Here is a 14,212-nt window from a genome sequence, read left to right as displayed (position 1 = left end):
CCGGATGGCCCAGCTCAGCGACGACTGCTTCGCGTTCGGCGGCCCCCTGATGACCATCGAGGACGCGCACGCGCTATTCGTCGACCGCCTTGAGGCGATCGTCGGCACCGAGACCGTTCCCGTCGAGGACGCCGACGGTCGCATCCTGGCCGAGGATTGCGTCGCCCCCATCGATGTCCCGCCCTTTCCCAACTCAGCCGTCGACGGCTACGCGGTCCGCTTCGCGGATCTGCGCGCCTCCGATGCGACGGTTCTGCCGGTCGGCGCGGTCGTCGCGGCCGGCAACTCGTCCGAAGGCGTGTCGGTGGCGGGCTCCGCCGCCCGGATCTTCACCGGGGCCCCGATGCCCGCGGATGCAGACACCGTCTTCATGCAGGAGGACGTCCAGGTCCTGCCCGACGGCCGGGTGTCCGTGCCGCTCGGGCTGAAGCGCGGCGCCAACAGCCGCGTTGCGGGCGAGGACGTGGCAAAGGGCTCGCCGATCATCGCGGCCGGCCGGCGTCTCCGGCCGCAGGACCTGGCCCTGGCGACCGCGGTCGGCCTGCGCACCTTGAACGTCCGCCGCACCCTGCGGGTCGGCGTATTCTCGACGGGCAACGAGCTCGTCGCGGCGGGGACGCCCTTGAGGCCAGGCGCGATCTACGACTCGAACCGTATCCTGCTGCTTGCTCTCCTCCGGCGGATGGGCGTCGCGGCCCATGACCTCGGCGTCATCCGTGACGACCCGGCGGCACTCGCCGCGAGGCTCGCGGCGGCGGCCGACCAGCATGACGTGATCCTCACTTCGGGCGGCGTATCGACCGGCGACGAGGATCATGTGAAGACCGCCGTCGAGACCATCGGGCGCCTCGTGTTCTGGAGGCTGGGAATCAAGCCGGGACGGCCGGTGGCGATGGGCATGATCGACGGCAAGCCGTTCCTGGGTCTGCCGGGCAACCCCGTGGCTGTCTACGTCACTCTGGTGTTCGTCGTGCGACCGCTCCTTGCCCGGCTCGCCGGCGAGACTTACGCGCCGCCGTGCGGCTTCACCGTCAGGGCGGCCTTCTCGTACCGGAAGCGAGCGGGCCGCAGGGAATTCATGCGGGTCAGCCTTTCCCGGGACGCCGCCGGCACCTGGGAAGCCCGGAAATTCCAGCGCGACGGCGCGGGCATGCTCTCATCGCTCACCGAAACCGACGGCCTCGTCGAATTGGAGGATGACCGGATCGAGGTCGTTCCGGGCGACGTGGTGCGGTTCCATCCGCACGAAGCCCTGTGGTCGTGAGACCGCACGAGAAACTCTCAAGAGACAGACTACGTCCGAACCGTGCCGGGCTCGCGCGTCCGTCCATTCCAATCGGCTCGATCGCTTCTGATTGGCTGTGCGAACGGTCGCTCGGTCGGCGAGCCTGGGCCACGATGTTCCATGGTGCGTGACGGAGCCAAGCAGGTGCGGAACTCCGCCTCCTCCAGGTGGGCGAGGCCATCCGCGGGACCTACACCGTCCCCATCCCGGCTTTGCACAGATGCATCGAGGTCGCATCCTCGGCGGCACGGCCGACGGCGACATCGTCGGCTTCGTGACCGGCACGTGGTCGCCACAGGACCTCATGGCCTGGGCCGGGCGTCTCGTCCGTCGGCCCGGCGTGTGTCGACGGCGGGGTCGGCGAGGACGGCGTGGCGGAGCGCTCCTGCTGCGCGTGTGCGGGAGCGGCATCGTTCGACACGGCGCACGTGCGCCGTGATAGCCGAGGACGAGGTCGCTCCGACCACCGTCGTACGGAGCTCTCTGCCTGACCTCGGTGATCATCTGCTGCGGCATCTGCCGCTGCGCTCCGAACTGTCCGAACTCCGACGGCTCGGGGCCATCCTCCAGGGCGGACCGATCCTTCGGAGGCCACCTGAATTAGCGCCAGAATTGCGGCCGCCAAAGAGCACGCGTCACGGTTGCAGGGTCCAGAGCGGATGTGTACGATCGAGGCGAGCGACCGAGATGAATATCAGTACTGACTTCTTGCCTCGCACGACCAAGGCAAGACTCATTACCAGCGGCAGTATAGAGAACAGCTTTTCGAAATTCCAGCGGTTCAGCACTAGCGAGAGTTGAGCGTGATGAGTCGTCGGCACCCCCCACCGCGACAGGATTCTACCGTCGGCGGTGATCCGGCCGTCCCGGATGGAGAAGCATTGCGGTCGCGGCGGCAGTTCCTTGGCGGAGCGGCGGCCGTTGCCGGTACGATCGCCGGGGGCGTTGGAAGCGATCCCGCAAACGCCGAGGGCCAGGCTTCGCCGCTCAGCGTGCCCGATTGGATGAAGGTCCCTGGCGCCGATGTGGGGAGCCAGGCCTACGGGGAACCCTCGCCGTTCGAGAAGCACCTCATCCGGAACATTCCGAAGAACTTGAAGCAGTACACCTCCGCCTCAAGCCGCACCCCGCTGCAGGATCTCGACGGTATCATCACGCCCAACGGCCTGTTCTACGAGCGCCACCACGGCGGCATCCCCGAGATCGACCCGGCCCAGCATCGGCTGCTGATCCACGGCCTCGTCGCGACACCGCTGGTCCTGACAATGGAGGAGATCCGCCGGTTTCCGTCGGAGTCGCACATCCATTTCATCGAGTGCTCCGGCAATCCCGGCTTCGAAGCGATGACCGGCCGCACGGCGTCGGATCTTGTCGGGCTCGTCAGCTGCGCCGAGTGGACGGGCGTCCGTCTTCGGACAATCCTGGAGGAGGCGGGCCTCAAGCCCGAGGCGCGCTGGGTGGTCGCGGAAGGCGCCGACGCCGCCGCGATGACGCGCAGCATCCCGATCGAGAAATGCCTCGACGACGCGATGCTCGTCTACAGCCAGAACGGCGAGCGCCTGCGACCGCAGCAGGGCTATCCGCTGCGTGTGCTCCTGCCCGGCTACGAGGGCAACATGAACGTGAAGTGGCTGCGCCGCCTCAACGTCACCTCCGAGCCGATCTACGCACGGGAGGAGACATCGAAATACACCGACCTGATGCCGGACGGCACGGCGCGGCAATTCACCTTCGTCATGGAAGCCAAATCGATCATCACCCGGCCGTCGGGCACCCAGCGGATCCGCGAGGGTTTCAACGAGATCACGGGCATCGCCTGGACCGGCCGTGGGCGCATCACGCGCGTCGAGATCTCGGTCGACGACGGGCGGAGCTGGACCGAGGCCCAGCTGCAAGCCCCTGTCCTCACGCGAGCGCTGACCCGCTTCCGCCTGCCCTGGACCTGGAACGGCCAGCCGACGACCATCCTCAGCCGCGCGACGGACGAGACCGGCTATCTGCAGCCGCATTTCACCAACCTGATCGAAATCCGCGGCACGAAATCCTTCTACCACAACAATGCGATCATCCCCTGGCGGATTGCGGCGAGCGGGGAGGTCACGAATGGCTTCATCAATACTTAAGGCGGCCCTCGCCGCCGCGCTTCTCGGGGCGCTCGCCGTCCAGGCGCAGGCCGGCGAACGCTTCGGGTTCGGCCGACCGGCCACCGCGGCCGATGTCGAGGCCTGGGACCTCGATATCGATCGGGACGGCCGGAAGCTGCCGGCCGGACACGGCACCGTTGCTCAGGGTCGCACGCTCTTCGCGAGCCAATGCGCGAGTTGCCACGGTGCGAAGGGCGAGGGCGGGATCGGCGACCGGCTCGCCGGAGGTCAGGGCAGCCTGAGGACCCAGAGCCCGATCAAGACGGTCGGCAGCTTCTGGCCCTATGCCCCGACCCTGTTCGACTACATCCGCCGCGCGATGCCGCTCAACGCGCCGCAATCGCTGACACCGGACGAGACCTACGCAATATCGGCCTACATCCTGAACCTGAACGGCCTCGTCGCGGACGACGCCGTTCTGGATGCGACCGCGCTGGCGGCGATCCGCATGCCGAACCGCGACGGCTTCGTGTCGGATCCACGTCCGGACATTCGGCGCTGACCCTCGCGGTGCTTGGTTGCGGCGACTGAAGCGCGGGACATCCGCTCCTTCGCCCGCGCACCGGACAAGCCGGAGAGCGCGAATCTCGCGGCGCGGTCAGGGGCGATCGGAGCGCCGCCGGCAGTGGTGGCGCCATGGGCGGCGCATTGCGCGTTCGAGCGCATCCAGGCGACCACAGGTTTGACTGCGGCGCACAGGGCGCACAGGGCTCACAGCGTGACCCCGCGCGGCGAGGCGCAGACCCTGGGCTGCCACGAACATCAGTCGATGCCGCAGAGGCATCCACACCGCGCCCCAGACGGAATCTGTCTCAACAAGATTTGGCCTTGGTACACTGGCAGACACTTCGCTGCTGACAGGTGCCTCAAAGGCCGGCTGGACTGACAACACGCCGCTTTTCGCGAGAATTTGTCTGAAAAATCTGCGGATACGTGGTTCAGCCGGTTGAGATGCTACCTGCAGTGTGGATGGTGTCCAACTGCAACTCAGAGGACGCCATGAACGACAATACTAAAGCCGCAGACGTGGGGCATGTCGAGCTGACGGCCAGCATCGTGGCGGCCTATCTCACCAGCAACCACATCCAGGCGGGTGAGCTTCCGATCCTCATCACCAGCGTTCACGCCGCCATCGCGGGCCTTGGACAGCCTGCCAAGACGGCCGAGCCGGAGTTTGACAAGCCGACGCCGGCTCAGATCCGCAAGAGCATCCAGCCCGGCGGCCTGATCAGCTTCATCGATGGCAAGTCCTATAAGACGCTCAAGCGCCACCTGACCAAGCACGGACTCGATCCGGCCAGCTACCGCACACGCTACGGGTTGCCGGCGGATTATCCCACCACGGCTGCGAGCTACTCGGAGCAGCGCTCCGCGCTCGCGCGTCATCTCGGGCTCGGCCGGAAGAGTGAACAAGCCACTCCTGAGGCGGTGCCTGCGGCAACCGCATCGGACGCTCCGAAGCGCCGCGGCCGGAAGAAGGCTGACGCAGCCGAGTAAGGCCTCGCCGTTCAGCATGCGAGCGGGCCGGGCGTCCCGCCGCCCCGTCGCGGCGGGATGCCGCTGCGGCCGCAAGGGGCCGGTACGGTTCGTGAAAGCCTTCAGGCTGATCTCACGAGGCTGTGCCAGTCCGGCACGAGACTCGATCACTTTGAACGCTCTGGAGACGACGATGGTCCGCAAGGGCGAATTCCTGATCGTGCTGGTCGCATCCTTCGTGCTCACCGCCGCGGCCTTGAAGATCATGCCGCGGCATCCGGTCGGCCACGTGGCGCAGACCCCACCGGTCCGAAGCCCGGCGCTCAGCAACGAGGCGCCAGGCATCCGCGTGGTCCACCCCGGCTATGAGCGCAGCGCCGCGGTCGAGCGCAAGCCCTGGGCTGATCCCTACAAGACAGCCCCGGCCGCTGCAGTCCCCGGAGCGCGTTGAGGCGGCTGGTTTGTCGCGATAGGTCAACCCGAGAGCGCTCCGCCTGCGCTGGCGACGTTCGCGCCGAGGGCGAGCGCCTTCGAGCGCCTCGGTGGCCCGCGTCGCGGGCCGACGTCCGGCCATGGCCGCGATGACGCGATCCCGTTCGCTCGTCACAATCGGAAAGCCTGAAGCGAGGTGGACGCTGCGCGTCGCATCGCCTCTTCAGCAATCCCATGCGGTCGCGCCCGTTCGCCCAGAATAGAACATTGCGGCCATCAACCGCTTTCGCCGCACTCTCGGCTCGAACGCGAAGGCGTAAGACTGGAAAAGATCGAACTTCGACATGAGAACCACGCACCAGTAAAATAATCCAAATCCCTAAGGCCGACATCAGCGCGCGCACGCCCCGAGAGCGACGCCTGGAGTCGGGTTGCAAAGGGGGCGATTATGGAACTGAGTCTGATCGTCTGCACTGTGGGCCGCACCGAGCAATTCAGAAGACTGCTCTCATCCCTCAGTCACTCGACCCGTATGCCTGATGAAATTCTCATCATCGATCAGAACCCGGCAGGCTATCTCGATGGCTGTCTTGCCGAGGCGAAGAATCTACCGCTTCGGCGCATGGTCAGCGAACGCGGATTGTCGAAAGCCCGCAACGTCGGCCTGTCTGTAGCGCAGGGCGATGTCATTGGCTTCCCGGATGACGATTGTTGGTATCCATCGGATACGATCGAACGTGTGATCGCGGCTTTCAAAGCGGATCCGCACTTGGATTTCCTTGTGGGACGGACCATTGATACGGACGGCAAGACATCGGTGAGCCCCCACATGGATGCCCGATGCGCGATCACGCGAAACAACGTCTTTCAGGCCGGCAACTCGAATGGCCTGTTCATGAAACGCGCGGTCGCGCAGGCGATCCACGGGTTTGACGAGACGCTTGGTGTTGGTTCGCGAACGATTTTCCAGTCTGGGGAGGAAACCGACGTCATGCTGCGGGCTCTCGCCATCGGAGCCTTCGGTCTCTTCGACCCAACGATCACCATATATCACGAACAGGGCGATCCAGACGCAGCGGCCCAGATTAAACGGATCGGTCAATATTCGGCCGGGTTCGGACGCGTGCTGCGAAAAAATAATTTTGGATGGATGTCCGTTCTCAATCCTGTTGCTCGAACGCTTTTTCGAGCGTCCTTGTGCACGATGAGATTCGATTTTTCGGGCGCCGCGCGGCGATGGGCCTGGGCCAGTGGAGCGGTAAAGGGATTTCGCACAAAACTATAAATGCCGATCGCTGGCGAGATTTGATTCATTCGCAGGATCATATCCTATTGAAATCTCGTGAAGATCGCTTAGCGGAACTCAAATCTGACCCCGTGGCGCAGCGGGGAGCGGGGAGCGGGACGTTGTAGATCCATCTCCTAACCCCTGCGAGATCTGATGTTCCTCGTCTCTCATGGCCCGTCGTGCTCGCCGAAGAGCCTTGCGAGCGCGTTGCCGTCAGGCGTCTTCGATACGGCACAGCGGCTGTCTTGAGCCTGAGACCGGTTTGATGCTCAAGCCATAGGCGTGCTGGACCGACGGACATGTTGCAGCGGGCTGCAAAAGGCATAGCCCAATCCGGACTACGACTCAGTTTCCGCCTGCCCGCCTCACAATTTGGGGGTACGCCCGACGTGCAGAAGCGTCGCCCCTTCGCGGCAAGAGAACCTCTGTCTCAATCGAACGGAAACCGGAAGCCGAACGTCCTGGATTTCTGTGCCGATATGCCCCTCAACGCAGTCAAGGCCTTTGATCGCACGTTTAGGCGCCACCTGTACGCGTGCCGATCCGGTATTGGATCGGCCTGTCGGTGATCGCGCCACCGAAGCCGTCGGTGCTGGGACGAGGGACCCATCGCGCGACCGCCGTGGGAGCAGGTGCAAGGAACGCTCATCGGCGCCCGTCATCGCCGATCAGACGGGCATGGGTGATGCTTCGCTGGGCCTGGAGGCGTCCGTCGCGCTTCAGCGACCAGCCTCGGGACGTCGGAGCCGGGACCCTTGGATGACAACTGAGCCTTGCCAGTCCAGGCTCAGAGGGCGGTCGACAGGGTTTTAGGCGCGCCGGCCGGCTCGGCATGAATGGCCGAGCACGACGCGCTGGGGGAGAGCGGTGCCGTCAGGCCACGCATCGCATCATCCCCGCACATTCCACGGAATGAACATGGCCACCGTGACCACCGCGAAGGCGGCCAGCATCCAGGGCTCGCCGAGATAGAACGCGCCAGCCAGCAGCCCGAACCACATGGCCAGGATGCAGGCGTACAGCGCGAGGACGTGGAGGTTCATCCCTTCTCGGACGCCGCCAGGAGGGTCGCGATCGGCATCAGCATAAGCGCCCTGTCGTCATGCGGGGTTCTCATCCACGGACCGAAGATGGGCGGGCGCAGGGCGTTTGTTTCACTGCAGAACAGTCGCTGCCGTGATGCGGTGGCCGGGTTTGCTCCCGTTGCATCGACCTCCTGAGTCAAGCTCCGATCCTGAGCGATGTCTACAGGGCCACGAGCGCAATTGTCGATGCGATCGACGGATTGGCCGAGACCCTGGCGCGCGATGGGGAGCGCGGTTTCCCCAAGCCGGCGGCAACGGCAGGGACGCACCTGAAGGCGCCGATCACAGCTCCGGCCACCGCGACCTGGACGGGCCCGTCGACCCTGTCGGCAGCGAACAGGCGCCGGAGCCCTGGCGGACACCACGCCGCGGCCGCGGCAGGCCACGTGGACGGTTGGATGGCGCAGACACGAACGCACAGGGACGCCGGGATGCCCCTGGCGGCAGAGGCTCAGGGCCACCCCCCGCTAGCTGCGGCGCATACGACCGATCCACGCCGCGACGTAGGATTTTATCGCCGGCCGGAAACCGTTCCCCGCGTCGGCTGTTGGATGTCGATGTCGAGGAAGCGCGATCCCGAAACATCGATGGTGCTGGTGGTCGAGGACGACGACCTCGTCCGCATGGTGGCCGTCGAAATGCTGGAGGACGCCGGGTTCGCCGTGGTCGAGGCGCGCCAGGCGGACGAGGCATGGTTCATCCTGCACGAGCGCCCCGGCATCGGCGTGCTGTTCACGGACGTCGACATGCCCGGGACGATGTGCGGCGTGACCCTCGCCGAGCGCGTCCACGATGCCTGGCCCGATATACGGCTTGTTCTCACCTCGGGCCGCAAACGGTTCGCGAGCGGCGATCTGCCGGATCATGGCTTGTTCGTCGCCAAGCCCTACAGCGCCAGCGAGGTCGTCGAGGCCATCCACCACGCCGAGTGAGGCCGAGACCCGTCACGGCACGCGTCGCGATCGCCTCCGCGATCCTCATGGCTTCCGACCCTCTCCCGCGGCACGGCGCGATACGACCCTGCGCTTGACGACCTGGCGGAGATTGGCCGGTCGCGTGGATTTCCGCAGCGTCGCGAACCCCGGTGCACCCTCCTTGGCGACGGTGGGGCTCTACCGGGACGAGAACACCCGGGCAGGCCCGGCAGCCCTCCCCCCGACCGCTCGGCGAGCACGGTTGCGCCCATGCTCGGCATCACGACGTCCCAGAACCCCACGTCGAAACCGCCCCAGTCCGGACCGAGGCGGTCGAGGCTAGGGCGGCAAGACCTGCGGAAGCCTCCCCGGACAGCCGGGAGAGCAACTCTTCGCGGGTCAGGCCGGTGCGTTGCGCCAGGGTCGCGCGGACATCGGGCCGGATGGCTTGCTCCAGGTGTTGGGGCGCGATTTCCCGGTTGGGACCTCGGTCGACCCGGGATTGCGCGATGGCCCCGTGCCCGGCCTGCTGGAAGCGCGCCAGCATCTCCCCCGATCCGCTGTTGAGGAAGCCGCCAGGCCGGCTTCGCCAGCATCTCGGCGCGCGGGTCACGCTTCCGTTAGCCGGCCAGGGCGAGAAGCCCGAGCAGCGCCGTCATGGCGGGGGAACCATCGCTCATGGCTCGCCTTCGGTTGGCCGCGGCGGGTCAGGTCCGCCCGCCTGATCGTTGGACCGTCCAAGCGGACGCCTGACGGATGCCGCAGGAAGGCGGTCCCAGCGACTGCTGCGCCGCGCGATCAGCGGTGCATTGCCAGCATCCAGACGGCCATCGCGACCATCATCACGTTCTCGGTCAGCGAGACGAAGCCGAGCGGCACCTTGCTCGACCCGCCGACGCAGGCGCATTTGATGTCACGCCGGTCGACGTAGACCGCCTTGAACACCGAGACCGCGCCGACGGTGCCGATGAACAGCGCCACGGGGATCGAGAGCCAGTTCAGGGCCCCGGCAATCATCAGGACGCCCGCGATGCCCTCCAGGAACGGGTAGGCGTAGGCGTAGCGCACCCAGCGCCGGCCGAGCAGGTCGTAGCCCAGGAACATCGAGGAGAAGCTCTCGACGTCCTGCAGCTTCACGAGGGCGAGCACGCACATGCTGAAGGCGATGAACCACTCGGCGGCGCGCATCGTCAGCGGCGTGCCGTAGGCGGCGTAGCTCGCCGCGAGCGCCATCAGCGCCGTCATCGAGAACACGGCGATGACCGGTACGTAGGTCGGCTTGTTCGGGTCGTTGGCGGCCTTGCCGAAGTGGCGCTGCAGGTCGTCGAAGCCGCCCACGCGCTCGCCGTCGATGAAGGTTTGCGGCGTCGACTTGACTTGGTGCTCGGCCTTGAAGCGGTCGGTCTCCGCGCGCGTGGCCAGGAGATGGTCCTCGACCTCGAAGCCCTCGCGTTCGAGGAGATCCTTGGCCTTCAGGCCGTAGGGACAGGTGTGCTCGGGGGTGACCATCCGGTAGAGGACGGCCTTGCGGGCGGCTTGCATTGCGGTCTCCTGGGTGGACGGGAACATCGTCGGGGGAGCGGGCCGGGGCCTGTCTGCGGGTATCCCCCGGCGACGGCGGTTATTTCCCGTGAAGCTTCAGCCACGACTCCATGTCGGAGATCTCGGTGGTCTGGTCGTCGACGATCTTCTGCGCCATCGCCTTGGTGGCCGGGTCCTTGGCGTGTTCCAGCGCGACCTTAGCCATAGCGACCGCGCCCTTGTGGTGCGGGATCATATGCGTGCGGAAGTCGACGTCGGGGTCGCCGGTGTAGGGGACGTCCATGTCCTTCATCATCGCCCTGTCGGCGTCCCGGAAGGCCTTCGTCGAGGCGTCGCCCTTGGGGTCGGCCCTCATCGAGCCCATCGAGGCCGGGTCCTTGCCGGACATGGAGCCGTGGTCGTGCGGGCCCTGCGCGGGGGCGGCGCCGGCCAGCCCGGTCGATAGCAGGGCGGCGACGAACAGGGTGCGGCGGTGCGTCATGGCTTGTCCTCTCTCGGCGGGAATCAGTTGAACGTGCCGCTGGCGGTGGCGCCGCCCGGGCCGGTGAGCTGCACGGCGCCCTTCGGGCCATCGCCCAGCGCCGTCGCGGCCGTGCCCGTCAGGCGGTTGCCGTCGGCGGGCTCCAGCGGGACCCGGGTCGGCCGACCGCCGACGACGAGGATGACGGCGCCCTTGAAGCCGGCGGCCGGGACCGGGTTCTGGCCCGCGTCGGACAGGAACACGTCGACGGTCGCGCCCTTGGCGACGAGCTCGACGTGGAACTCGCCCGCGTCGGTCACGGGCCCGCCATGCCGGCCGCCGGTGTCGTGGGCGCTGGCGGCGGTCGCGGCGAGCAGGACTGCGGTCAGGATCACTCTCGGTAGGATCACGCTCGTGTCTCCTCTGGGGGTCAGTAGGCCTCGGCCGGACGCGGGGGCGCGCCGTCCGGGGATGGGTGGGCCGGCGCCTCGGCGTGGAGGGCGCGCAACCGCTCCAGCGGCTTGGCGCCGAAGCGCAGGACCAGGACGGGGGTCAGGACGGTGTCGAGGAGCGTCGCGCTGACGAGCCCGCCGAAGATCGTCACCGCGACCGGATGCAGGATCTCCTTGCCCGGGCTCGCGGCGTCGTAGAGCAGCGGCACCAGGGCGACGCCGGCCGAGAGCGCCGTCATCAGCACCGGGGTCAGCCGCTCCAGGCTGCCGCGCACGACGAGGTCGGGCCCGAACGGGACCCCTTCGTGCAGCGACAGATTCAGGATGTGGCTGATCTTGAGGATGCCGTTGCGCGCCGAGATGCCGGCCAGCGTGATGAAGCCGATCATCGACGCCACAGAGAGCGGCTGGCCGACCAGCCACAGGGCCGCCACAGAGCCGATCAGCGCGAGCGGCACGTTCCCCATGATGATGAGGGCGAGCGCGGCCGAGCGGTAGCGGCTGAAGAGGATGGCGAAGACGAGCGCCAGAGACAGGCCGGACAATGCCGCGATGGTCCGGCTCGCCTCCTCCTGCGCCTGGAAGGTCCCCTCCAGGCTGGTGAAGAAGCCCGCGGGCAGTGGCTCCTTCGCCACGGCCTCGCGGATGGCCGCCACGACGGTGGCCGTGTCGCTGCCGCCCACGGTGTTGGCCTGGACCACGATGCGGCGCCGGGCGTTCTCGCGCAGGATCTGGTTCGGACCGTCGGTCTCGCGGATGTCGGCGACCTGGCGCGCCGGCACCCAGCCCGAGGGCGTCTCCAGGAGAAGGTCGCCCAGGCCCGCGGTGGTCCGGCGGTCCTCGGACAGGCGCAGCACCACGTCGAAGCGGCGCGATCCGTCGACCACCGTCGAGACCACGCGCCCGTTCGAGAGACGGCTGATCTGCTCGACGATGGCAGCCGGCTGCACCCCGTAGAGGGCGGCCCGGATGTAGTCGACGCGCACCTCAAGCTGGGGGATGCGCACCTGCCGCTCGACCTGCAGGTCGGTGAGCCCCGGGATTGCCGCCATCCGGTCGCGCAGCGCGTTCGCGACCCGCCGCAGGGCGTCGAGATCCTCTCCGTACACCTTGAGCGCGATCTCGGCGCGCACGCCCGAGAGCATGTGGTCGAGTCGGTGCGAGATCGGCTGGCCGACATTGACCGCCACCGGCAGGGCCGCGAGGCGTCCGCGGATGTCGGCCACCAGCGCCTCCTTCGGGCGCTTCGTCGCTTCGTCGAGGGCCACCTCGATCTCCGAGGAATGGACGCCCTCGGCGTGCTCGTCGAGCTCGGCCCGGCCGGTGCGGCGGCCCACCGCCTTCACGCCCGGGATGTCGAGGAGCAGCCTCTCGGCGATCCGCCCGACCCGGTCGCTCTCGGCGAGCGAGATGCCCGGACTGAACGTCATGTTGACCGTGAAGGAACCCTCGTTGAAGGGCGGCAGGAAGGCCCGCGGCAGGGTCCAGGCCGCCACGCCCGCGGCGGCAACGGCAACCGCGACCGTGCCGAGCAGCAGGCCTTCGTGCCGGAACGCGGCCCGCAGCAGGGCGGCGTTGCCACGCTTGAGCAGCCTCAGGAGACGGCTGTCATGCGCCTCCAGGTTCCTGAGCCCCGGCAGCAGCAGGGAGGCCAGCACCGGCGTCAGGGTGATGGAGGTGAGCAGGCTCGCCAGGATCGAGATGATGTAGGCCTGCCCCAGCGGGGCGAAGAGCCGGCCCTCGATGCCCGACAGGGCGAAGAGCGGCACGAACACCAGGATGATGATGAGCGTGGCGTAGACGATGCCCGAGCGGACCTCGTTCGAGGCCTCCACCACCACCTGGAACAGGCTCTTCGGGTTGCCGGCCCGCCGGTTCTCCCCGAGCCGGCGATGGATGTTCTCGACGTCCACGACCGCGTCGTCGACGAGCTCGCCGATGGCGATGGCGAGCCCCCCGAGCGTCATCGTGTTGATGGACAGCCCGAACAGGTGGAACACCGCCGCGGTCGTCAGCACCGAGACCGGGATGGCCAGCAACGAGATGGCCGTGGTGCGCAGGTTCAGGAGGAAGGCGAACAGCACCACCGCCGCCACCAGCACGGCCTCGACGAGGACGCGCTCGACGTTGCGGATCGAGATCTCGATGAAGTCGGCTTGCCGGAACAGGATCTGGTCGGCCCGGATGCCGGCCGGCAGGGTCGGGCCCATCGCCTTCAGGGCCGTCTCGATGCTGCGGGTGAGCCGCACCGTGTCGACGTCCGGCTGCTTCTCGACCGAGACGATGACCGCGGGCTTGGCCATGTAGCCGGCGTCGCCGCGCTTCACCTTCGCGGCGAAGGCGACCTCGGCGACTTGGCGCAGATAGACGGGCGCGTCGCTGACGGTCGCCACAACGAGGTTGCGCAGATCGTCGAGGCTCAGGGTCCGGCCGATGTTCCGGATCAGGTACTCGCGCGCGTTCTGGTCGGTGAAGCCGCCGCCGGCATTGGTGCCGAACTGGGCGAGCGCGGTCTCCATTTGTGCGTTCGTCACGCCGAGCGCGCGCATCGCCGCCGGGTTCGGGCTGACCCGGAACTGCCGCACCTCGCCCCCGATGGGGATGACCTGCGCGACGCCCGGGATGGTGAGCAGCCGCGGCCGCAGGGTGAAGTCGGCGACCTCGCGCACCTGCATGGGGGTCGCGGTGTCGCCCGTGACGGCGACCAGCAGGATCTGCCCCATGATGGAGGAGATAGGACCCATCACCGGGGTCACGCCCCGGGGAAGCTGGTCCTGCACCAGGGCGAGGCGCTCCGCGACCTGCTGCCGATTCCGATAGATGTCGGTGCCCCAGTCGAATTCGACGGAGGTGATGGACAGCCCCACGCCCGAGACGGAGCGCACCCGGGTGACGCCGGGAAGCCCGTTCAGCCGGGTCTCGATGGGGTAGGTGACGAGCTGCTCGACCTCCTGGGGCGCGTACCCGTCCGCCTCCGTCATGATGGTGACGGTGGGCTTGTTGAGGTCCGGGAAGACGTCGACGGGCAACTTCGTCGCGGTGAAGGCGCCATAGAGCACCAGCGCCGCGGCGAGCGCGAGGACGAACAGGCGGTTGCGGACCGACAGGCCGACGAGGGCGGTGAACATCCGGCT

12 protein-coding genes and 1 pseudogene are annotated in these 14,212 nt (G+C 67.5%); 7 read left to right on the top strand and 6 right to left on the bottom strand.

The features are described from left to right. The first annotated feature begins 4 nt into the window (after nt 1-4). From ACS5RC_RS02795 to ACS5RC_RS02770, 6 genes are all read left to right on the top strand, one after another. Nucleotides 5-1,264 (top strand): molybdopterin molybdotransferase MoeA, encoded by a 1,260-nt coding sequence (locus tag ACS5RC_RS02795; protein ID WP_478342288.1) that lies wholly within the window; start codon nt 5-7, stop codon nt 1,262-1,264. A gap of 827 nt (nt 1,265-2,091) precedes the next feature. Continuing rightward, the gene (gene soxC, locus ACS5RC_RS02790; protein ID WP_478342651.1) at nt 2,092-3,408 is read left to right on the top strand and encodes a sulfite dehydrogenase; all 1,317 of its coding nucleotides are present in this window, start codon (nt 2,092-2,094) and stop codon (nt 3,406-3,408) included. Then, nucleotides 3,389-3,931: a c-type cytochrome gene (locus ACS5RC_RS02785; RefSeq protein WP_478342287.1), complete on the top strand. Its 543-nt coding sequence runs from the start codon at nt 3,389-3,391 to the stop codon at nt 3,929-3,931. The genes soxC and ACS5RC_RS02785 overlap by 20 nt, the downstream gene beginning before the upstream one ends. A 497-nt stretch (nt 3,932-4,428) precedes the next feature. Beyond that, a complete protein-coding gene (locus ACS5RC_RS02780) occupies nt 4,429-4,926 on the top strand; it encodes a Ros/MucR family transcriptional regulator (RefSeq protein WP_478342286.1) in 498 nt (165 codons plus the stop codon). 172 nt (nt 4,927-5,098) lie between these two features. Continuing rightward, complete coding sequence (locus ACS5RC_RS02775) at nt 5,099-5,356, top strand: hypothetical protein (protein WP_478342285.1); 258 nt, start codon at nt 5,099-5,101, stop codon at nt 5,354-5,356. Nucleotides 5,357-5,785: 429 nt separating this feature from the next. Continuing rightward, a complete protein-coding gene (locus ACS5RC_RS02770; protein ID WP_478342284.1) occupies nt 5,786-6,622 on the top strand; it encodes a glycosyltransferase family 2 protein in 837 nt (278 codons plus the stop codon). Between the two features lie 893 nt (nt 6,623-7,515). Here ACS5RC_RS02770 and ACS5RC_RS02765 read toward each other — a convergent pair. After that, nucleotides 7,516-7,668, bottom strand: a complete 153-nt coding sequence (locus ACS5RC_RS02765) for a hypothetical protein (RefSeq protein ID WP_478342283.1) — start codon at nt 7,666-7,668, stop codon at nt 7,516-7,518. 599 nt (nt 7,669-8,267) lie between these two features. Here ACS5RC_RS02765 and ACS5RC_RS02760 point away from each other — a divergent pair. After that, nucleotides 8,268-8,642, top strand: coding sequence for a response regulator (locus ACS5RC_RS02760; protein WP_478342650.1), 375 nt, complete (start codon nt 8,268-8,270; stop codon nt 8,640-8,642). A 262-nt stretch (nt 8,643-8,904) separates the two neighbouring features. Here ACS5RC_RS02760 and ACS5RC_RS02755 read toward each other — a convergent pair. From ACS5RC_RS02755 to ACS5RC_RS02735, 5 genes and pseudogenes are all read right to left on the bottom strand, one after another. Beyond that, nucleotides 8,905-9,304: pseudogene (locus tag ACS5RC_RS02755) on the bottom strand (YidB family protein). 118 nt (nt 9,305-9,422) lie between these two features. After that, nucleotides 9,423-10,166 (bottom strand): MauE/DoxX family redox-associated membrane protein, encoded by a 744-nt coding sequence (locus ACS5RC_RS02750; protein WP_478342282.1) that lies wholly within the window; start codon nt 10,164-10,166, stop codon nt 9,423-9,425. Nucleotides 10,167-10,245: 79 nt separating this feature from the next. Further along, nucleotides 10,246-10,647: a CopM family metallochaperone gene (gene copM / locus ACS5RC_RS02745; RefSeq protein WP_478342281.1), complete on the bottom strand. Its 402-nt coding sequence runs from the start codon at nt 10,645-10,647 to the stop codon at nt 10,246-10,248. 23 nt (nt 10,648-10,670) lie between these two features. Continuing rightward, the gene (locus ACS5RC_RS02740; protein ID WP_478342280.1) at nt 10,671-11,036 is read right to left on the bottom strand and encodes a hypothetical protein; all 366 of its coding nucleotides are present in this window, start codon (nt 11,034-11,036) and stop codon (nt 10,671-10,673) included. 20 nt (nt 11,037-11,056) lie between these two features. Further along, nucleotides 11,057-14,206: an efflux RND transporter permease subunit gene (locus ACS5RC_RS02735; protein WP_478342279.1), complete on the bottom strand. Its 3,150-nt coding sequence runs from the start codon at nt 14,204-14,206 to the stop codon at nt 11,057-11,059. Nucleotides 14,207-14,212: the final 6 nt, after the last annotated feature.

The organism is Methylobacterium sp. HJ2 (assembly GCF_056431005.1).
Note: the sequence above shows the minus strand (reverse complement) of the source record. Positions and strands in the feature narration are given on the sequence as shown.